This is a genomic window from Pseudoalteromonas sp. SG44-1, assembly GCF_014164315.1.
Taxonomy (GTDB): Bacteria; Pseudomonadota; Gammaproteobacteria; order Enterobacterales; family Alteromonadaceae; genus Pseudoalteromonas; species Pseudoalteromonas rhizosphaerae.
This window is the reverse complement of record NZ_JACJEW010000074.1, coordinates 1-18,869: the sequence shown is the minus strand read 5'-3', so window position 1 is coordinate 18,869 and position 18,869 is coordinate 1. Positions and strand designations below refer to the sequence as shown.

24 protein-coding genes are annotated in these 18,869 nt (G+C 41.2%); 5 read left to right on the top strand and 19 right to left on the bottom strand.

The genetic code is table 11. From position 1 onward, the window contains the following. The 16 genes from H5187_RS20950 to H5187_RS20875 form a co-directional block, all read right to left on the bottom strand. A partial coding sequence (locus H5187_RS20950; RefSeq protein ID WP_409072558.1) for a DUF6950 family protein occupies positions 1 to 227 on the bottom strand: 227 nt, incomplete at its 3' end. After that, positions 211 to 801 carry a hypothetical protein gene (locus H5187_RS20945; RefSeq protein WP_182798296.1) on the bottom strand — a complete coding sequence of 197 codons (591 nt, stop codon included), beginning with the start codon at positions 799 to 801 and terminating at the stop codon, positions 211 to 213. The genes H5187_RS20950 and H5187_RS20945, both read right to left, overlap by 17 nt. Then, positions 801 to 1,406, bottom strand: coding sequence for a hypothetical protein (locus tag H5187_RS20940; protein ID WP_182798295.1), 606 nt, complete (start codon positions 1,404 to 1,406; stop codon positions 801 to 803). Before H5187_RS20940 ends, H5187_RS20945 begins: the two co-directional genes overlap by 1 nt. 83 nt (positions 1,407 to 1,489) lie before the next feature. Beyond that, positions 1,490 to 2,398 (bottom strand): hypothetical protein, encoded by a 909-nt coding sequence (locus H5187_RS20935; protein ID WP_182798294.1) that lies wholly within the window; start codon positions 2,396 to 2,398, stop codon positions 1,490 to 1,492. A 54-nt stretch (positions 2,399 to 2,452) separates the two neighbouring features. Beyond that, positions 2,453 to 5,416, bottom strand: a complete 2,964-nt coding sequence (locus H5187_RS20930) for a tape measure protein (protein ID WP_182798293.1) — start codon at positions 5,414 to 5,416, stop codon at positions 2,453 to 2,455. Next, entirely contained in the window at positions 5,370 to 5,720 is a 351-nt protein-coding gene (locus tag H5187_RS20925; protein WP_182798292.1) for a hypothetical protein, read from the bottom strand. Before H5187_RS20925 ends, H5187_RS20930 begins: the two co-directional genes overlap by 47 nt. A gap of 20 nt (positions 5,721 to 5,740) precedes the next feature. Then, a complete protein-coding gene (locus H5187_RS20920) occupies positions 5,741 to 6,067 on the bottom strand; it encodes a hypothetical protein (RefSeq protein ID WP_182798291.1) in 327 nt (108 codons plus the stop codon). 52 nt (positions 6,068 to 6,119) lie between these two features. Further along, complete coding sequence (locus H5187_RS20915; RefSeq protein ID WP_182798290.1) at positions 6,120 to 7,019, bottom strand: hypothetical protein; 900 nt, start codon at positions 7,017 to 7,019, stop codon at positions 6,120 to 6,122. Next, a complete protein-coding gene (locus tag H5187_RS20910) occupies positions 7,016 to 7,219 on the bottom strand; it encodes a hypothetical protein (RefSeq protein WP_182798289.1) in 204 nt (67 codons plus the stop codon). The genes H5187_RS20915 and H5187_RS20910 overlap by 4 nt, the downstream gene beginning before the upstream one ends. Then, entirely contained in the window at positions 7,216 to 7,659 is a 444-nt protein-coding gene (locus H5187_RS20905; RefSeq protein WP_182798288.1) for a hypothetical protein, read from the bottom strand. Before H5187_RS20905 ends, H5187_RS20910 begins: the two co-directional genes overlap by 4 nt. Positions 7,660 to 7,680: 21 nt before the next feature. Then, entirely contained in the window at positions 7,681 to 8,103 is a 423-nt protein-coding gene (locus H5187_RS20900) for a phage virion morphogenesis protein (RefSeq protein ID WP_182798287.1), read from the bottom strand. After that, positions 8,103 to 8,570 (bottom strand): hypothetical protein, encoded by a 468-nt coding sequence (locus tag H5187_RS20895; protein WP_182798286.1) that lies wholly within the window; start codon positions 8,568 to 8,570, stop codon positions 8,103 to 8,105. The genes H5187_RS20900 and H5187_RS20895 overlap by 1 nt, the downstream gene beginning before the upstream one ends. Before the next feature lie 72 nt (positions 8,571 to 8,642). After that, positions 8,643 to 9,581, bottom strand: coding sequence for a capsid protein (locus H5187_RS20890; protein WP_182798285.1), 939 nt, complete (start codon positions 9,579 to 9,581; stop codon positions 8,643 to 8,645). Between the two features lie 41 nt (positions 9,582 to 9,622). After that, entirely contained in the window at positions 9,623 to 10,018 is a 396-nt protein-coding gene (locus tag H5187_RS20885) for a DUF2190 family protein (RefSeq protein WP_182798284.1), read from the bottom strand. A gap of 4 nt (positions 10,019 to 10,022) precedes the next feature. Then, positions 10,023 to 11,180, bottom strand: a complete 1,158-nt coding sequence (locus H5187_RS20880) for a hypothetical protein (RefSeq protein WP_182798283.1) — start codon at positions 11,178 to 11,180, stop codon at positions 10,023 to 10,025. 125 nt (positions 11,181 to 11,305) lie between these two features. Then, positions 11,306 to 12,163, bottom strand: a complete 858-nt coding sequence (locus H5187_RS20875) for a hypothetical protein (protein WP_182798282.1) — start codon at positions 12,161 to 12,163, stop codon at positions 11,306 to 11,308. A gap of 68 nt (positions 12,164 to 12,231) precedes the next feature. Between H5187_RS20875 and H5187_RS20870 the strand changes: the two genes are divergently transcribed. Continuing rightward, a complete protein-coding gene (locus H5187_RS20870) occupies positions 12,232 to 12,606 on the top strand; it encodes a hypothetical protein (RefSeq protein ID WP_182798281.1) in 375 nt (124 codons plus the stop codon). Between the two features lie 247 nt (positions 12,607 to 12,853). Then, the gene (locus H5187_RS20865; RefSeq protein WP_182798280.1) at positions 12,854 to 13,564 is read left to right on the top strand and encodes a hypothetical protein; all 711 of its coding nucleotides are present in this window, start codon (positions 12,854 to 12,856) and stop codon (positions 13,562 to 13,564) included. On the opposite strand, the gene H5187_RS20860 is transcribed toward H5187_RS20865, so the two are convergent. From H5187_RS20860 to H5187_RS20850, 3 genes are read right to left on the bottom strand one after another with little or no spacing between them, the layout of a single operon-like run. Beyond that, a complete protein-coding gene (locus H5187_RS20860) occupies positions 13,557 to 16,226 on the bottom strand; it encodes an ATP-binding protein (protein WP_182798279.1) in 2,670 nt (889 codons plus the stop codon). The genes H5187_RS20865 and H5187_RS20860 overlap by 8 nt on opposite strands. A gap of 42 nt (positions 16,227 to 16,268) precedes the next feature. Next, the gene (locus H5187_RS20855; protein WP_182798278.1) at positions 16,269 to 16,760 is read right to left on the bottom strand and encodes a hypothetical protein; all 492 of its coding nucleotides are present in this window, start codon (positions 16,758 to 16,760) and stop codon (positions 16,269 to 16,271) included. A gap of 18 nt (positions 16,761 to 16,778) precedes the next feature. Next, the gene (locus H5187_RS20850) at positions 16,779 to 17,261 is read right to left on the bottom strand and encodes a helix-turn-helix domain-containing protein (protein WP_182798277.1); all 483 of its coding nucleotides are present in this window, start codon (positions 17,259 to 17,261) and stop codon (positions 16,779 to 16,781) included. 145 nt (positions 17,262 to 17,406) lie between these two features. Here H5187_RS20850 and H5187_RS20845 point away from each other — a divergent pair, with 145 nt between their 5' ends. The 3 genes from H5187_RS20845 to H5187_RS20835 all read left to right on the top strand — a co-directional run. After that, positions 17,407 to 17,718, top strand: coding sequence for a helix-turn-helix transcriptional regulator (locus H5187_RS20845; RefSeq protein WP_182798276.1), 312 nt, complete (start codon positions 17,407 to 17,409; stop codon positions 17,716 to 17,718). A gap of 41 nt (positions 17,719 to 17,759) precedes the next feature. Continuing rightward, complete coding sequence (locus H5187_RS20840) at positions 17,760 to 18,188, top strand: hypothetical protein (RefSeq protein WP_182798275.1); 429 nt, start codon at positions 17,760 to 17,762, stop codon at positions 18,186 to 18,188. Positions 18,189 to 18,204: 16 nt separating this feature from the next. Then, positions 18,205 to 18,869, top strand: a 665-nt coding sequence (locus tag H5187_RS20835; RefSeq protein ID WP_182798274.1) for a hypothetical protein, incomplete at its 3' end; no start/stop codon positions are given.

Genomic DNA, 18,869 nt, shown 5'->3' with positions numbered 1-18,869 from the left:
AAACGCTCTTTAAACACACTTTGAACATCATTTAAACCGCGTTTAAATAGTTGTTTAAACGCGCCAGTTTCAGTGCGGTACTTACCTCTAAAATCCGCAGCTACATCACTGCCAGTTGCAAATAACACCCAGTCGGCAACGAATAGGCAGCAATCATTTTTGCCCCATTTAAAGGGTTCACAGTTACGCTGGTTAATAAAAGCAGCAAGCTTAGCGGCGACGTTCATTGCGGTTGCCTCCTATGTAGTTACCAGGTTGGGTGTCGGGTAGGTTTTGTTTGTTGGCAGTGGTTTGTTCACTAAAAAATGCATCGCCCGGGTAAAGTGATTTTTGCGTGGCGTCGTTCCAACGCTGATTTAACCGTGCTTCTTTCCAGCGCTCGCTTTCACCTGCAACACTTAGCTGTATTTGCGATACATCGCCGCGCTCTACATCACAGGCAACAATGTAGCCGCTTTCAAGCAGCTGGCTTTGGCTTACGCGGTAGTGTTCATCCACAGTAACAAGGTAAATTTCACAGCTCTGGCTAATGGGGTCGTTTTCGGCCACCTCAGCTAATACAGCTTGGTCTTGGGTGTGTAGTGTTAAACGTATGCTGGTGCTGTCGTTTTTATCGCTGGCGGGTATTTCGCTAACAGTGCCGAGCATGCCCACGCCATGCCAGGTCAAGTTAGCAAAGCGGCGTTCACCCACACCGGTATGTAACAGCACATCACCACTTTTAAATGCCAGGCGTACAAAAAAGCGAGCGCGGCCACTAGTGGCTAAATCAGCGAGTAAGGCAGCGTTTAGGCTTTCCATTAAAACGCCTCCCGCCCTTTAATTTTCCAGCTCGTTACAATGCCGTTTTTATACTGCGCACTGGCAAGCCCTTGCTTGTTATCAGCAAGGCGAAATAAACCAACCGGTTGTTTAAAAGTAATTAGGGTGTTGTCTGCAGGTATTTTACGCAGTGGGGATTCAAATATAACGGTAGCGCGGCCAAGTGAGTCAGTTACTAAATCTTGGGTTAATACTTTAAGTTCGGTGTTTTGGCCAACACCCACTTGCATACGTTCGCCAACAACAAGCAAGGTTTGGTTAGCGGGTAGGCCATCAATGTTTAAAATATTGCCGTCTTGGTTTGCACCACGCACATAGCCCACAAAATCTTTATCAAGCTGCTCACGGCGGTAATCAATTAAAGTAAACGTACCTACTTGGCCGCGTAAGCTGGCAATAAAACCATCAAGGGCCAACGCATCACGCTCAGGCACATTGGCAAGCTCTATTTCAAACTCCCAATAGGCACCTTCAAGGTCGTAAACCTCGGTCGCATTATTGGCTTTATTTAAGTGTATTTGGCTATTGGGCACTAACGTAAAGTTAGAGAGCTTGGGCCGTTTGGGTAAGGGAAGTGGTTGCATCGTTACCAAGTTTCATAATAAAACACTGGTAACGAGTATAAAATTTAAGGGGTAAGCTTTCGGCTGGAAAGGGGTTTACATAGTCAGAGTAACTTACGTTCTTTTAGTTCTAAAAGCACTTCATCAGATAGTGCATTAATCCAATTAGCTTCTTTCAGCTGCCTACATGTTAAACCAGCAATCTCAACAAAAACAAGTTCTGCAGTTTCTTTTTCTCCTTCTTTCGCTGTTGTTAAAAGGTGAAAAGCAATCTCAACAAATAAAAGCCAAGTGAAAATAGTGAGCTTCGAGAATAATATTATTTCTAAAACTTCTTTATATTCAACACCTTTCAAGCTACGCATAAATAAAGAAATAGTTTTAACTTTATCAATGAATGTAAAAAACTCACTTGTAAAAATCACATTCTCATATTGTGTTTCTTTTTCCTCTAATTCAAAAGGTTCACTTTTCATATGAATGAAATATTCTTTTACAAAGTCTTCTAATTTTATAGTTCTTATATCTTCTGTAAGGGGATCTATATCCCAATCACAATCTAAAAAATTTTGTGGTTCTTCTTCTTGTAATGAATTATCTACATTTTCTAGAATGTAGCTTGAATCTCTATCTATTACATTTACATTCTTTTTAAGAAGAAGAGTCACTTGATCAGCGATTTCAAAAACAGCATCTTTAATAACACTAAAATTTTGAGTATCAGATTGCTCTGTTAGTGCTTTCTTAGTCTCAGCTAATTCTTGTCTATTATCTTTCCAAACGAAATAGAGTATAAGAAGAGATAAAGGGCCAGTTAACAAGGCAATTATATTCTGGAAATATGACGAGGTATTCTGCCAAGTTTGTATGTCAGCAGGTAATCCAATACCAAACTTTATTGCAAATAGGAATGTCAGCAATAAAAGCATAAAAAAAGCAATTATTAGTGCTAGATTAATCATTCTACTATCAAATTCTTTTTGGCCAACTCTTGCTTTTAACTTAGTAAACATCTACATTCCCTCGCTTTAAAACTCCTTTTTACACCAATCTCAACCACTTAACAACTAAGCTGCACCACGTACTGCGCGAATAATTGATCCATTACTTTGTATATTAGCCACAACAACACCAACAACCTGGCGGGCTATGTCTTGACCAACGGCTTGCGAGGTTTGTTCATTAGCCCCGCCTTGCACGGTAATTTGGTTTGTAATACTAATGCTTACACCACCAGAACTGCCCCCATCATTCGCTGCGCCGCCAGCGTTGTAACGCCGTGCCATTTGGCTAATCTCAGTATTTTGTTTCGGGCTTAATACACGCTCACCACGTTGTAATACGTAAGTAGATTCATTTGGCACATAATCTAAACCACCGTGCGCAATACCTGCTGGTTGCTGTGCTTTAATTTGCCGTACTTGCTGTAAGCCACTCATTACAGCAGCCGCTGCGGCAACACCACCCAACACAGGGCCAACGATTGGTATTGAAGCTAAAGAGGTAAATGCAGCTGTTGCACCTTGGTATGTATTAATAACAGCCTGTGCAATGGCAAACGCTTTATACGCTTTAAATGCAGTTTTACTTTGACTGCCCAATGATTTGAACATTGCACCGCTAATACCAATTACGTTTTTCGCTTTTTCAGCACTGGTTTGTTTCTCAAACCCAGCAAGAGCAACTAATTCACTTTTAAAACCCGGAGCATATTGGCTTGCAAAAATATCCATCATGCGAGTAGCGTGAGCAGCCTCTTCTTGCTCAGCCGCAGTTCTATAACCTTTAACTTGTGCACCAAACTGTATTTCAGCCATCCGAGCTTTATGATCAGCAGTTTCTTTCTCTACTCGACTGTTATAACCCTGCAGCTTTAATAAGTCGTCTTCTCGCTGCAATTGCTCTATTTGATAATTAGCATTGTATTTAAGCTCGCCCGTTTCATCATTTGCGGCTAAGCCTAATTGTGAGCGCCGCTTGGCATCAACACGCGCTTGTTGGCGAGCTTGTTCAACACTCAGTTCGTTATTGTAAGCGGCCAGTGCTTCACGCCCAGCAAACCCTTTAACGGTAGCAATACGGTTTTCTAAATCACGCTGTAAATCGTTTTTACGTTTTTCTTCGGCTTGGTTTTGTATACGTGTTTTTTCGGTTTCACGTTTTTGTGCAATGGTTTTTAGGTCTTCACCGTATTTAACATCAAGCTGCTTTAAAATCGCGTCGTACTTAACTTTATTAGCTGCATCGTTTTCACGGGCAACGATCACCATTTGCTTGCGTTTTTCGTAGCTGTCTTTTAAGCGGGCCTCTTCGCCCATTAAGCTGACTTCTAGGCGCTTTATGTTATCGGGCAGGGCAGTACTTGTTACAACTGGTTTAGGCTTTTCAGTTTCTTTAATTGCGAGTACTTGTTGCAGAGCCACAATTTCATTCTTTAAATCAGTAACGCGTTTTTCAGCCGCCTCTACGTCAGAAAACTTACCTTTTAAAAACGGGTTGTTAAAACGATCCCGTGCTTCATCAGCAAGTTGAATCGCATTTTTTATACGCCCTTGAGCCATTAATAGTAAGCCTTGCGCTTGGCTACCGGTTAAATTTGCATACGGGTTTAGGTCTTTACTGGCTTCTTTAAGTTTATTAACTGAGTCGGTAGCGTCATCGCCTTGGCTTGCAAAGTAAGCAAGGCCAAGCCCTGCGGTAACGAGCAAACCAACAGGGCCACCTAATAACCCCATTACGGTACTAAGGCCACGCGCTGCTAGGGTTGCCCGTCCTGCGGCGGCAGTATATATATTGGTTGCGGTAGTTGCCGCAGCTTGTGTTGCTGTATAGCGCGTATTAGCAGCGGCTAAACGGGCAACAGCAGCAGTACGTAAATTAGTAGTATTAGCAACAGCAAGTGTGTGCTGTGCATACACTTTCATTTGTGCGGCGCGTTGTAACTCTAATACAGCATTTGCTTGGTTTTGTTTTGCAAGCGCTGCATCTGCAATTAATGCACGGTTCTTAGCAGCAACATTAGCAACATAGCCTGCAGCACTGGCACTTAAACCCGCTACTAAATGGCCCGTTAATACAGTAGCCAATGCACCAGTTGCAAATACCAAATTATCAACAGCGTCTTCATTTTGGCGTAAATACGCCATGCTATCAGTAATAGAATCAACAATACTTGTAACAGCAAAGTTCACCGGTTCTTCGTATTTGCGTATTAAGCGCTGGTATTCATTCCCCATGTGCGCAAAGCTAGCATTGATAGTACCAGCAGTTTTTTCGGCCGCACCAGCATATTCATTTAGCGCCTTGATCAAGTATGTTTTAAACATTTCACTAGTGACTTGCCCAGTACCTACAAACTTTCTAAATTCACCTGTGGTTTTACCTGCCGCAGCAGCTATTTTTTGCAAAATACCAGGTAAAGGTTCACCAACTTGATCTAACTCTGTCGTTTGTAACACGCCCAAGCTCATTGCTTGCGCCATACCCGTCAGTGATTGTTCTAACTGTGCGTTAGTTGCACCAGTAAATGCAGCTGCATTTGCCAATCCCTCTAAAATAGATTTACCTTCGGTTTGAGTGACAATGCCCGCATCATGTAGCGTTAAAATCCGACTGTAAGAATTAGCTAAAGCTGTATATTTAAGGTTCAACTTATCGGCTGAACTCGACAAATAATCTTGGGTAGCTACATACTCTTGCGCTGAGCCAGTTAACCCCTTTAAGCGGGTATCAAGTAGCTGTGCAGCGCCCGTATCGCGCACAAACATAGTCGCGGTGCCAATACCGACTAGGGCTGTGAGTGTTGCGCCAACTTGTGTATAGGCACTATTCATTAGCCCAAGCTGGCGGGTCATTGCGCCTTGTTGCTGCATAATGCGAGCTTGGCTGGCACCTAATTGCTGATTTGCTGCTATTTGGCGTTGTACAGATTGAGGAATGCGGTTTAGTTCGTTTACGTTTTGGCGCGCACCGGTGGTAACAGCTCTACCGTCGTAACTTAAGCGTAACGCCAAATTCAAGTTGTTGCTCATCGGGTCGCCTTATTAAACCAATTATGGTGCGCTCTAGGGTTTGCAATTTTGCAAAATCATCGGGGTTAAGGGTTATATTTGCATAGCGCCAGGCTATATCAGCCCTGGCATAATCAAGGGCAATTTCAACCCCGTCATTATCCCGTTGCCACTGGCTGCTAGCAGTGGTTAATGCAATTACAGCCGTATGGTTCTGGGGCAATACAAATAATGTTTCGTCTTTGTTTGGCGCGGTTTGTTTAGGTGCGCCAAAATGGGCTTCGTCGTCATCAAGGGTTTTACTGTCTGCTGCTAGGTCGCCCAAAAACCACCTAGCAACATCGGCTAGTTTTTTTCAGTGATACGGTACTGGGCGTTAATACACTCAACACTTAAGCGAGATGCTAACCCACCGTAAACTAGCAATTCATCAAGGGTGCTTTTATCAAAGGGTACTGGTTTTCCTTCGTCAATAAAGTCATCCCAAGCCACTAATAGCTCGCGCACAATATCAGCATCTTCAGCACCTTCCCTGGTTGTTACTGCTTGGACTTCGCTATGAGTTAGCAACTTGATTTTTGCTGTAAATTTAAACGTTAGGCCACCAAACTCAAAGTTGAGCGGGGCGCTAATTAAGGCAGTTTTTAAGTCGTTTAGTAATTTTAATTTCATTGTTTCTTCCCTAGTAAAAGGTAAATAAAAAGAGATAAAAGGGCGCTACCCCTTATTCAAAAACTATCGTCAGTTCGTCATAGCCTGCGCCGCTTGGCACTAGCTTGCCGTCAAACTCATAACCTGTTAATTCAGAGTCCAGGCTGGTGTATTTAGGCCAAGGCATTTGGTAGCGGCCAATAATGGTTACTTTTTTACCTGCGGCGGTGCCGTGGGTAAATTCAAACATTTGCACTTTGCCCACATCAGCAAACGGGTTAAAGGTGGCCAGTTCTTCAGCTGTTAGCGTAAAGTTAGCGCTGCTTTCGTGACCGGTTATCATTATTTCTTCATGATTAATGGCACGGTCAAACACCACGTTATTACCTAAGTCGACAGTAAGCTTGTGCAGCGTGCGTTTAACGTCGTTAAGCTTAAAGTCACTGCTATTACTTACGCCAAGTACTTCGGGGCGCACCCAACGATCCCAATCAACAGCAGGGGCGGCTAAACTTGCAACCGGCGCACTAAACAAGCCTTTAAACTGCCAATTCAGCATGGGCTTGCCTTTTTCCAGCGCAAAGCTAACATTGCCTTTCATTTCGCTAATGTTGTGGGTGTTTTTACCAAAGCGCACTTTGCACGCAACCGCCACAGCCGCGCCTTTGGTAAACGTAACGCTGCTTGCATCAGCCACTTGCACCATACCGCAGGCAAGTAGTAGCGGGGCAAAAGCAGGCTCATTACCCACAGTGCCACTCATCGCAAGCGGCGTTTTAAAGTTAAGGCTTATATGCTCACCGTAAAACGTTTCGAGGCTTGCACCGCTGTAGCTGGTTTCTAGCTCGTCTTTTTCGCTTTCGCTCTCAAGGGCCAGTTCAACGTCACTGGCATAAATAGCGTGCAGGCCCGTTAAGGTTGTGCCCAGGGCATCAGCTAAAATAAGTTTGTCTTTAAATCGCCAGCTGCTCATGATTTGGTCTCCACTTTAATTAGCTCACCGCTTTTTAAATTAAAAGCGCCGGCTATTTCATCTCTGTTACCTTTAGCACTTGCCAGTACCTGGTTAACGTTTTGGGCAATCGTCATCGCGCGGGACTTTTTAGGGGTTGTGATCACAACGCCTTTTTCCTCAGCGGGTTTACTTGATTGCGGCTCGGTTTGTTTGCTCATGGCATCACCTTCACAGTTACGGTATGTAGGCCAGTTACACTAAACTGGCACTGGTAAATTAGGTTGTTGGTTTTTTTGTTAAGCTCAATGGTGCGGCCCTTATCGAGCTTTATTGGGTCCCACCCAGGGTATTGGCATCCTGCAATGGCCGCTTTAACATCGCTGCGCAATTGCTTTACTTGTGCATCACTGTGGGCATTACCTGCAGCGCAGGGGATCACAATCATCACCGCAAACACGTCTTTAACCTGGTATTCATCAACGCCGTGTACTTCATTGGTGTTGGTGTTGTCATCGGCTAATGGCAATACAAACAACTGCGCACTGTGTACAGCATGCTCACGCACAGTATTAAAATCACTGGCAAACCCCACAGATGCATCAAAAACAGTGTTGTTTAATAAGGTTTCTATGTTGTTTAAATCAAAGTTAAATGCCATTTAAATGCTCTTTAAACATGTTTAAATTAACCAATCGGTGATGATGTCGTTGATCTCGTTTTCTTGCACAGCAGCTATACCCAGTATTGGCCGAGCGGGTAACGTCACGCTTTTATTGCGGCCAGTTTCACCACCAAAGTGATGTATGGCTGCGTACTTTTCACCTAAGCCATGCTCAAGCGTATTGCCGTTTACGTTATGCGTTACCGAGCCTGCAAGATTACGGTCATCAGTAAGCGTTAAACCGCCACGGTCTTTTGCCGCTTGCGACTGCTCCCACTTGCGGCCTTCGGGTGTTACTTCGCGTAAAAATCGGGTGGTGACGTCCATGTCTAAAAATGCACCAATGTCGTCCAATACATCAGCTGGTTTACCGCTTGTGTTTGCAATTTGGGTTAAGCGCGGTAGGGCATTACCCGTTATGTGTATAAATACACCCGCCATTAATAGCGTTCCCAATTAAATTGAGAGCCTGCAGGTTTGGTTCGCATCCCAGTTCTTACGCCTGCAGGCGCGTCTTCCTTAATTTGGATCACACCTTTACTAACCTTATCAAGTTGCGCCATCGCGTTACTTTTTACGGCTTTCAGGTGTTCGTCAGCAATGTTAGGGGCAAGCTCACAGTGCATTAAATCGTTAGCAATGCCTGGCAATACTGAGTTATTAATATCGTCTTGGTTTAATGCAAATCGTGCTACGTAACCCGCTATAACTGCATTTACATTCTTTTGTGCTTGCACATACCAGGCGTTAATTTGCTCTTGCAACTCGCTATATGTCTCACTTAAAAGCGCGGCTTCAACATCATCACGCGTCACGCGAGTGCCAGGCTCGTTAAATTTATTCGACGCAAATTGCAACAGCGTATTAATGCCTATTTTGTCTATAACTGCTTGTTCTGTAGTAAACATGCACACCTCAGTTAGTAAAAAAAAGGCCCGAGCAAGTCGGTACTGGGGCCTTTACACAGGGAACAACAATGATTAATTAGCTGGCGTCAGCACATTGGTCAGCAAAATACCGCAGTCTTTCGCTAGCACAATTTCTTTAACTGCTTCACCTACCATCACTTCAACACCGCCATTTAAGCCAGCGGCTACATCACGGTTTGACGACACACGCGAGCCATAGCGTGCGGTTAAAGCAAAGGTCATGCGCTTGTTTTGAAATGACGCCAATGGGTCGTGATACGTAAATGATAAGTTGTCAGCAAAGGCACGTTTAAGCACAACGTCTTTGCCTTTCTTCGCTGTATTTAAGCGAGCTTGGCCAACGTTGACGTGGTCAATTTCGAGCTGCTCTTTAATCCAACTCCAAGGTACTAAGCCCTTATCGCCACTGGTGCCGTTATACGCTTTAACAATATTAGGGTGGGTACGTAACTTGGTAGACACTGTTTGAGACATAGTCATCGCGTTAGGGCGCATTAATGGCTCGTCTAGCATTTCTAAAAAGAACGGTAAAATATCAAGCGTAGGGTCATCTAAAAACTTAAACCCTTGCGCCGATAAGCTTTCAGACTTACCAAAGTTAGCCGCAGTGTTATACAGCTCAGCAACACGCACTTCACGACCAAGTAAAACTAAGTCGGCAATGCTCTCAGCGGCATGCGTACGTGGGTTGTAGTTTGCTGGTGCATTAGCCTGATCATCATTTGGAATAACGTCAGATAAACCATAATCAACAACTGAGCTTTCTTTTTCTGTAACACCAAACTCAACTTGGTTCGGGCTAGACTTACGGCCAATTTTTGTATCTGGCAGCGTAAATTTGTCGCCTTTGTTGTATTCAGTCCATTCAAACGATCGTTTACCAACAGATGAATACGGCGCTAAATTATCAGCAATTAGCTTTTTATTTGTATAAGCAATGGCTATGGCCGTTTGCTCAACGTCAGGGGTAAATGGCATACCATTACTCATGGCAAATCCTCACTTTAAAAATTTAAGTTAACCCAAGCGCGTTAAGCGCTCGGAATAGTCGCAATTAACTGCGGGGCTAAAAATATGTCGCCAATGGTGCCAGCGTCGCCTTCTTCCATTGCCCAGCCTGCAACGTGTATTTTGGTTTCACCCACGTAGTCGGCTAAATCAAGGGCGATAGCTTTACCGTCCGCATCAGCAACAATTAAGTCACCAGCCGCAATATCACCACCAAATTCAACAGGGGCGCTTTGGGTAATTACCACATCAACACGTAAGTGTTGGTCCGTGCCTTGCTCAGTAACACCAACAAACACGGCGCTTGCGTCAATAGCCGGTTCAACCTGAAAATCTTCAAGTGCAGACACCGCCACTAATCGATTGGCAGCAATAACAGCAACCGCGCTAAAGTTTCTAATAAATCCTGGTTGTGCCATGGTGTTAAGCCTTTTTAACGTGGTCTAACGCGGCAGTAATGCTAATTTCAATGCCTTTGCTAGATTGTGATTGTTGAAATTCAAGCGCCTTCGCTGCCAGTGCTTCTGCACTGTCGTCAGTCACTTCGCCGTCTTTATCGTCCTTGTTAAACTCGTGAGTTAAACCTGTTTGCTCAGGCAAGGCCTTTAAAAAGCCTTCAAACCACGCTGCAGGTTTAAGTTCCTGGCTTTTACCGTCTGCGGCAGCAAACTCAAAGGTGGTGTCGCCGTCATCCAGCTTGGCCATAAACTCAGCCACACCCTCGGTGTTTGTTAAACGCGGGGCTTTGCCGCCGTTCACTTCGGTGTTAATAAAGGTGTTAGCCGCTGCAACACGCTGCGTGTATTCAAGCTGTGCGTTTTTAGCGTTAGCCGCATCAATCTGGTCTTGCAGCGCCTTTCTTTCTTTTTCATCCATTGCATTGTCCTCATGGGTGGGTGGGGTGGCATTGCTGTTATTAATAGCGTCGCCTTTACTAAATTCGGCACCGTCACCCGCGCTCGCTTTAGCACGTTCGTGCTCAGCTATAATGGTTTCTTCTTTTAACCATTCGCTTTCGTAATCGGGCACAACTTTATCGGCGGCTTCACTGCCAAAACGGTCAGTTAAAAAGTTGCGCAAGTTGCCCATTAGGCGGGTAAGGGTGTTTGATGTGCGCAGCGTTATGTTGTCAATATCACCGGCAGCAAATTCTAGGGTAAGGGTTTCTGCGTCATCGGCTTGGTTAAACTGCCAAGCTAAACCTTCAACAGCGGGGGGCTTGCCGCCCAAATAGCCAATGTGTGCCAGCTTATAGCCGTTATCAGTTTTTTCTAAACGTACAGAGCGGTTAGGGTAACGCTTGCTCTCAACGGCTTGGGCAAATTCAGCGCAAACGTCTTCAGCTTTGGCAAACAACGAGCCACCCACCGCTTTTAATTCACTGGCCCAGCCCCAAGCAGGGTCGTCCATTTTTGGGTGGCCAATAACCAACGGCGCGGTTTTAGGTTTAAAGTTGGCTACAACGCTGTTTAAATCAGCTTCGCTAAACGAATGAGTAACGCCTTTAGAGTCGGTTTGCGTGCCTGCTTTAAAAACTTCAAACCAATCAAATTGGGTGTTTTGGGTTGTTTTGTTTGCCATGTTCCAAGTGCCAATAAACTAACTAAGTGGCACCCAGTGTAGGGGGATGGTGATTATTGAACCGCTGGAAAAGACTTTACAGCGCTATTAGTAGCAACCTATAGGAATTAGATTACACTATTAAATTACAGTACATCAAGTTCCTCAATTTGTTGTTCTACTTCCATACGTAATTTTTCTAAAGATTGTATATTTTTTTGATAATCACTTACACCATTAAAGCAAATTATCAAATAAAGAAAATTAAAAGTACTATTTATGCTGCTTTTAAGTTCATCATGTTTTTTCAATTTTGAACTGTATGAAAATCCATCAAGATAAAAGAGGTAATAAAACGTGCTATTCAAATGAATTACTTCTATTGATTCAGCAAGGTGATCATCGTTAACATTACATGCCGTTGTAATGCTTGATACTTCGTGCTTCTCTATATGGGCTGAATATGACTTAATTATAGAATTGAATTGAACAGAGATCTTCTTGATGAATTTGCTATTTAAATCAGTTGTGAAGTTACTTACTGAAGAGCTTGGGAATAAGCTTTTGTAAAGAAGCTCAGGGCTTAAATTAAAATAGTTTTCAGGGTTACGCTTTTTTAAAGCTTCACAATGTTCAACGAAATATTTGTAATGATTAAAAAAATTATTAGCTATGTTGTTTTGTTCCACTAAGCGATTACTTTTCGCTTTTTGTTTTGATGAATGAAATCGGTTAATCATAACTGCAAGCGTGAGTGGAACAGTTAATAACGCAATAGGAAATGCATAATAATTAACAAAACTAGCTAACGATTCAGAACTCACATGAGGGTTGTAAAGTCCTTTAGTTATTAACTCCGCGGTCAACCTCCAAGAAATCCACACGATGAAAAATAAAGGAACTAAAACGACTACCCAAAATAGTTTGTTCTCATGCAGCGCTTTATCTTCTTCTACTTTAAAACACTCACCAAGCAAATTTAAAATTTTATTAACCGTTCCCACATCAGGTCCCTTGAAATTTATTTGTGAACTACTATATTCAAAAAGTACCAAAACACCAAGGAATGGTTATGATCAAACAAACTCACATTAAAACGTTCAATAAACTACTTTTAGTTATCGCAGCAGCCATCGTTTTGTACTGTATTGGTATAGCTGTTTATGTCCATTACAACGATCCTGACAAATACCTTTCCTCAAACCCAGATGAGGCAATGCCGCAAATCTATGCAGCACTTACCAATAAATTAGAATCAAACCCAAGCAAAGACTTTTTGAATGCTGTTGGCCAGGCTTATGCTGATCAAATCATAACTGAGCAAGAATTCATTTTGCTCACGCTTAATAACGACCTTACTATTTCGAACGATCTATTTTTAGAGTTCAAACCCACCAAAAAGCAATTTCATAAAACATGGCTAAACCATCAAAACACTAAACCATAACTTTAAATACAAGTTAAACCATGTTTAAACCGTGTTTAAATTTAACTGAGCGTGTTTAAACGATTTTCACGCAAGGCAATGTAGCCACAAAACACAGCAGATTGCTTAAAATCGCTTACAGGCGTTTATAAGTTTTAGCGTTTACAAAGTTAAACTGGTAAAAACAGAGAGCTTAAAAACCTTTACATGTAAAAACGGGGTAGTTAATTTAACTAGTAGGATTAAAAACAAAAAAGGAAACCTAAGTATGGAAAGCATATTCCCCGAGTCAAACAAACCAAAACCTAGTGAACGTACTCCACAAGGTATGATCAAATACCATCGACTACAAAATTGGTGGCTAGAAAAATTAACAGCATCAGAACGCCAGCGTATACGTAACCAATATTCACCTATGAGTGACAGTAATATTGATAAAGGTAATTACACCCATTCATCAAGCAGCACAGTGAAGTTTTTAAAAGAAGTGGGAGGGTGGTTTATAGCCAAAGAAGGTGACCGACCATTAGCCCTAAAAATACTTCAAGAAGCTGAGTCTAATATTCACTTATCAACCTCAGAAGTAGATCAGCACTTTTTATATGGCCGGATGATGGAGCTTTACTACAAAGACAGAAAAAAAGAAGGCTACTACGAGTTAGCAAAAGAATATGCGTTAAAACAAATTGATATTGCTGCTGCCACAGTACAACAAATGAAACGTGATCACTTAAGCTTTATTGCTATTAGCTCTAAAAAATACAAATCTATGCGACACTTAACAATCGAAAACACGCCATTTCACATCCCCAGCCATGCGGGTTACTCACAACTTGCGATTATCTATAAAAAAGAAAAGCGTTGGGATGATGTTATTGCTTTATGTGAACAAGCAATAAGTGAAGGGTGGTGTGGTAATTGGGAAGAACGCATTGATGACGCCTTAAGGCAAAAACTTAACAAAAAAGCCCCTAACTAGGGGCTTTTTCATTTCTGCTAATTACGTTTTTTACGCAAAGCGGGAAACCTATCGCGATACTTGTACCCGCTTTGCTACTCTTAAATCCTAGCTTAGCATTATATCGCTTGGCCACATCACGCATTACATATAAACCTAAGCCATATTTAAATGTACGAGTGTACAAATTACAGCCTTTCCCATCGTCTATAACTGTTACATGTACACGGCTACGTACCTGCTCAACAAACACTTCAACCTGACGAGCTTTACCATGATCAATTGAATTACGTACTGAGTGGTAAACAAGTGCGTATATATCTCGTTCTAAACCTGCGTCCAATGTAACACTGTCGCTAAAAGATATTGTGTATTCAAAGTTAAGCCCTGTGCATTCAAATTGTAATGCAGCTTGTAAAGCAGCTAAACCCTGTTGAATACTGCGCTTACCAAGTGCAGCGTTGCCATGTGCAAGCGGCACTATTACATCAACAGCTTCATCTAAATAAACAAGTCCGTCTGCCATTTTATTCAAATCAGGGCTACTGCAAGCACTCTTTGCTTTTAACAACTTAGTTAGGGCCAGGTTCATTTTGCATGACCCAATCATATTATAAAGTTTTTTATGTACACCGTAGTTCGCTTTTAACAACAACACAGCAAATATAATAATTAGTGCAATAACCAATGCAGGTAATACAAATATAAGTAATGTAATGAACTTTGACTCGTACCAATGACCAACAAATTCAATGTTTAAATTCTCCCCATCAGTCCAACTTCCGCCGTTTAAACGGCTTTTAAACTTTAATGTATAGTTACCTGGTCTAATATTATGGAAATGTATAACACCAGTAGGGCTGTCAATCCAGTTATCATCAATGGCATACGCAAAGTCTGTATCGCCTATAAAGTTACGATCAGATAAATATAAATTTGTTTGGCTACTAGCATTAAACTTGTGATCTTGCAGATTGACGTAATACTTATTTTTAGTTTTAACAGCGGTGACTTGAGGAGGGTTAACAGCAGCTTTATTAGCAAGCCTTATTGTTGTAATCCCGTACTGTGTACCAAACGTCAAATCACTTTCATGCTCTAACATCATCGAGTTTGGTGTAACGTTTAGGCCAGCAGAGCCTGAGACCAACGAATAATCTGTCTCTGCAAATTTATAAACACCATCAATTGTCCCAATGTATAATTGGTCATTAAATTCTTGTAAATCAATAATGCTTTGAGGGCTATTTAAACGCTCTAGTTCTCCATTTGAAAACTTATACAAGCCATTACCAAAAGTGGCTATATAAACAGTTTCATTAATTTTTACAGCATCCACAACAATACCTATCTCATTGCCATGATAGCCAATACGTTGTTGTTTATCTCTTACGTAAAAACCCTCAGCTGAAAGTACATATATATCATCATTAATAAATTTAACATCTAAAATTTCATTGTTATGTAATAATGAATTTACATCATGCAAGGGTTCAAAAATATTATTTGCATAAGTAAAAACCCCTTCAAAACTGGTTGATACATATAATTTTCTAGCCTTTACAGCCACAGCTATTACATATTTATCGTAGATTTTTGTTGTTTTTTGATTTTTATAATTGTACTCGGTCAGCCCTTTATTTGACGCAATAAACAAACTATCGCCAATCACTGCAATATCTGTGATCACATAACCATAGTCGTTAGGATTGCCAACGATATTAAAGCCCTGGCTTGTGTGACTCAAAACACCACGCTCAGTTCCTACAAAAAAACCATTGCTAAAATGAGCTTTTATATTGTAATCAGATGAAAATGGTAGGCTTAATTGATTTATTGCAGCAGGTTTTATTTGTACATCGTTACTCGATATAAACCACAAGTTCTCTGCGTTATCTTTAAAAATACGCCTTACTGGTGATTTAACCATGTTAACTTTATCGTTGATTATTGAAAAATCCATCAAATTTAAATGTACAACAGCACCATTTTTTTCTATGTAAACAGTATTTCCATAAGCGTAAAGTGCCTTTGGGTATGTAGGCCAAGGCGTTGATTTTTGTTTTCCGAATGCATCATAGTAATAAAGAGCTTTATCACGCCATGCAACTAGCCCATATTCATTGTTACTAATTTTGGTGTAAGTAGCTGGAGTCCCATCAATCAATTTTGCTGTGTTACCATCTATAGCAAAAATCCCATCATCAGTATCAATATAGCCGTCTGCAATTGCATTTACTCGCAATCCCTCAGGTAACAGTTTTAACGGACTAAGCACGCCATTTTGATACTCAAAGCTATTAAGTTTATGACCGCGCAAGCAGTAAACAACATCATTAATTAAACCTATGCGCCAACACCCACTATCAACTAACTTTGTGGTTGTATTTGTTGTTAAGTCAATTTGGTATAAACCCAGATCCCCATATGCTAATAACAGCGTATTTTTATCTTTTATAAACCTAACATCTTCTAACCAATTTTTAGGTACATGATATAAATCTGCAAGGGGAAGGTGAGTTTTACCATCTAATCTAAACCCACCTGTTTGGCTAGCTTGATAAATAAAACCATTATTATCTTGCGCTATTCCAAAGCTATAGCCAGCAAGTTCAGAGGCTTTTAAAGGGCTAGTAAAAAGAATAATTGAGCAAACAATAGATCTAAAAAATGAATTTTCCATGTTCAAAACTAGGGCACAAAGCCCTAGCCTCCATATATATTATTATTGTAATTCAGTGGGGTGGTGGCTTCTTGTACCGCACAATTGTAGTACGTTTGGTCCTGTATAACTTTCATTAACAGATTGCGTACTACTAAAGTGTTTTAATTCAGTTACTTTAGTTGAATTAACAGTCCAATCCAATGAGCCAAAATCATTAATTAATAACATGGTAGGTTTGCGGGGGTCATCGGGGTTAGCTTTTGTTAACCAAGCCTGTTTTACTTTTTCACCTGCAACAGAGCCATAAAGCTTAGAGTATGCATTGGCTAAAAACTTGGCACCTTGTTCGGTGGTTACAATAATACCAGTGCTTTTAAATTCAGAGCCGCAATCGAAACTCATATCAACATTCATATCACTGCCATCGGGCATTAAAAGTGTAGAGTTAATATGTTTAACTTGCGCCCGATCTTGCAAGGGTTCAAGCGCGGTAGCAGAACAAGAAACTGCAAGCGCAGCAGTAATTAATACAGTTTTTAATAAGGTTTTCATTTCACATCCTAAAGAAATTTAAACCAGTTTTAGACTACTCCTTGCAATAGCATTGACAATAGCGTGATCACAATCATATTCAATTGCAGCATCCACAAGTATTGGTCTCAGTGATTTTCGCACAGCAAGTAATCGTTCAACTGGGAGATCAGTTTTTGTTACAACCTCGTCCATAATTGACTCTACAAGTGTGTCTATATGAATAAATTCATTTTTAAACTCTTCACTATGTAAAAATTTAGGAGTCGGTTCATTTAGCTGATTTGAATAAACGTGCTTTTGCTGCAATCCAAAAATACTGTCAAGTGAAATACCGCGCTCTACACACGCTCTGACAATACCTTCGTAGGGCAAAGAGCCTCTGTTCATCGCATTTAAAAATGCTGACTGAGATAAGCCCATAGCCAACGAAAGTGCTCTTTCACTGGTAACACCAAATTCATCTTTTAGCTTTTTAGCAGCTCTTTCTATATCAACTTTTTTTAAGGTATCAGTTGTCATATTAACTTGTCAATACATATGTAATGTTAAAAGAATACAAAAATAATGTTTGCAGTTACTTGACAATACATTTGTAATGATTCAGATTAAATAACAACAAAACATTACATATGTATGCAACTAACTTTACATAGGATAACTTAGCATGAATTCTAACGGTTTAGTATTTGAAGATATACGCAAAAAACTTCTCAAAAAAGACATTCTATTGTCAGACCTAGCAGAGGGGCTAAACGTAACAAGAGCACACGTTTACTCAATTGCAAAACGTAACAACAAATCAAAGCCAGTGGCTGACGCAATTTGCTCTGCACTAAACATGTCTATCGAAGAAGTATTCGGCGATACCTACCAAGATCACCAAGCAAGAGGTCGTCAAGACCGAGCTGCCAGAAAACAGCAAGTGATTAATGCTATTCGCAATAATCAGCCTATCCCAGAATCTAGCTTTACCTAACATCGTGGCTAACACAAATAATTTTACAGGGAATAATTACCATGAAACTTACTGATTTAGAGTCAATCTTCAATCAAGACGAAGCGCCAAGCTGCGATGTATATCACCAGTTCCTTTACGCTGTAAATGCCGCTGCCCGCACAAGTGGTTTAACACGCCAAGGTATTGTTAATCGCATGAACAATGCATTAAAAGTCGATGACGTTGTAATAAACGAAACGCTGTTAAATAAATATTTAGCACCAGGCACTGAAAAATATTTACCTGCGCATCAATTGCCAGCACTTTTGTGGGCAATCAAAAGTATTGAGCCACTAAACGTATTGCTTGAGCCTCTATTGTTTAAAGCTATTGATCAACGTTCACAGTTGCTGCAAAAACATGCTGAACTGCAAATGGAAATTGAAAAACACACACAACAGCAGCGTGAAATTCAAAACACACTTCTACCAAATACCTCTAGCAATTAATTTGTAGGCCAAAACAATGACTATCAAAGACCAAGAACCGTCTGAAATTCAGGTTTTTAGTGCCGAAGAGCAACAGCAGTTAAGCGCCAAAATCGAAAAGATGGCAGGCCACATACAGCTCGTAATGCCAGATTCAGTTGACGAAGCATGGCAATTGCTTGTGCGCATGGAAGAACAAGCGCTGGTTGATACCGCAAAGCGCGGACTGCTTTATTTAAGTATTAAATCACATCTTCAATACGGTGAATTCGATAAAAAGCTTAAAGAACTAGGTATTCCTCGCCGCAATGCGTTTAACGCAATAGCTGTATCTAAAATGTTTTTAGCACTGCCTGACTCAAAAGTGCAGACGTCTGCGCTTTTAAACATGAACAAAAGCAAGCTGATTGAAATGGCGCGCTTACCGGTTGAAACCGTTGAATCGTTAGATGACGACGACCTAGACACACTCAATGACTTATCAGTGCGTGAGTTTCGTAAAGAAATTCGCAAACTAAAAGACAAGCACACCGAGCTTGAAGAGCAAACAGCCACGCTTATAAACGCCCTAGAGACTGAGCGCTTAACCAAAGCCCCAAAGCAAATGTACGAGCTGCCTATGCTAGTTGCACAAGTGCGCCAAAAATCGTTTGCACACAGCGCCGTTGTTAACGAATCGCTCGAAGAGTTTATAGCCATGGC

What these genes read in the sequence shown, in the direction of transcription:
- H5187_RS20930 (WP_182798293.1), bottom strand. Translation starts at nt 5,416, where the DNA reads ATGAGCAACAACTTGAATTTGGCGTTACGCTTAAGTTACGACGGTAGA.
- H5187_RS20880 (WP_182798283.1), bottom strand. Translation starts at nt 11,180, where the DNA reads ATGGCAAACAAAACAACCCAAAACACCCAATTTGATTGGTTTGAAGTT.
- H5187_RS20910 (WP_182798289.1), bottom strand. Translation starts at nt 7,219, where the DNA reads ATGAGCAAACAAACCGAGCCGCAATCAAGTAAACCCGCTGAGGAAAAA.
- H5187_RS20865 (WP_182798280.1), top strand. Translation starts at nt 12,854, where the DNA reads ATGGAAAGCATATTCCCCGAGTCAAACAAACCAAAACCTAGTGAACGT.
- H5187_RS20855 (WP_182798278.1), bottom strand. Translation starts at nt 16,760, where the DNA reads ATGAAAACCTTATTAAAAACTGTATTAATTACTGCTGCGCTTGCAGTT.
- H5187_RS20890 (WP_182798285.1), bottom strand. Translation starts at nt 9,581, where the DNA reads ATGAGTAATGGTATGCCATTTACCCCTGACGTTGAGCAAACGGCCATA.
- H5187_RS20840 (WP_182798275.1), top strand. Translation starts at nt 17,760, where the DNA reads ATGAAACTTACTGATTTAGAGTCAATCTTCAATCAAGACGAAGCGCCA.
- H5187_RS20885 (WP_182798284.1), bottom strand. Translation starts at nt 10,018, where the DNA reads ATGGCACAACCAGGATTTATTAGAAACTTTAGCGCGGTTGCTGTTATT.
- H5187_RS20920 (WP_182798291.1), bottom strand. Translation starts at nt 6,067, where the DNA reads ATGAAATTAAAATTACTAAACGACTTAAAAACTGCCTTAATTAGCGCC.
- H5187_RS20915 (WP_182798290.1), bottom strand. Translation starts at nt 7,019, where the DNA reads ATGAGCAGCTGGCGATTTAAAGACAAACTTATTTTAGCTGATGCCCTG.
- H5187_RS20860 (WP_182798279.1), bottom strand. Translation starts at nt 16,226, where the DNA reads ATGGAAAATTCATTTTTTAGATCTATTGTTTGCTCAATTATTCTTTTT.
- H5187_RS20900 (WP_182798287.1), bottom strand. Translation starts at nt 8,103, where the DNA reads ATGGCGGGTGTATTTATACACATAACGGGTAATGCCCTACCGCGCTTA.
- H5187_RS20935 (WP_182798294.1), bottom strand. Translation starts at nt 2,398, where the DNA reads ATGTTTACTAAGTTAAAAGCAAGAGTTGGCCAAAAAGAATTTGATAGT.
- H5187_RS20895 (WP_182798286.1), bottom strand. Translation starts at nt 8,570, where the DNA reads ATGTTTACTACAGAACAAGCAGTTATAGACAAAATAGGCATTAATACG.
- H5187_RS20845 (WP_182798276.1), top strand. Translation starts at nt 17,407, where the DNA reads ATGAATTCTAACGGTTTAGTATTTGAAGATATACGCAAAAAACTTCTC.
- H5187_RS20945 (WP_182798296.1), bottom strand. Translation starts at nt 801, where the DNA reads ATGGAAAGCCTAAACGCTGCCTTACTCGCTGATTTAGCCACTAGTGGC.
- H5187_RS20940 (WP_182798295.1), bottom strand. Translation starts at nt 1,406, where the DNA reads ATGCAACCACTTCCCTTACCCAAACGGCCCAAGCTCTCTAACTTTACG.
- H5187_RS20905 (WP_182798288.1), bottom strand. Translation starts at nt 7,659, where the DNA reads ATGGCATTTAACTTTGATTTAAACAACATAGAAACCTTATTAAACAAC.
- H5187_RS20850 (WP_182798277.1), bottom strand. Translation starts at nt 17,261, where the DNA reads ATGACAACTGATACCTTAAAAAAAGTTGATATAGAAAGAGCTGCTAAA.
- H5187_RS20870 (WP_182798281.1), top strand. Translation starts at nt 12,232, where the DNA reads ATGATCAAACAAACTCACATTAAAACGTTCAATAAACTACTTTTAGTT.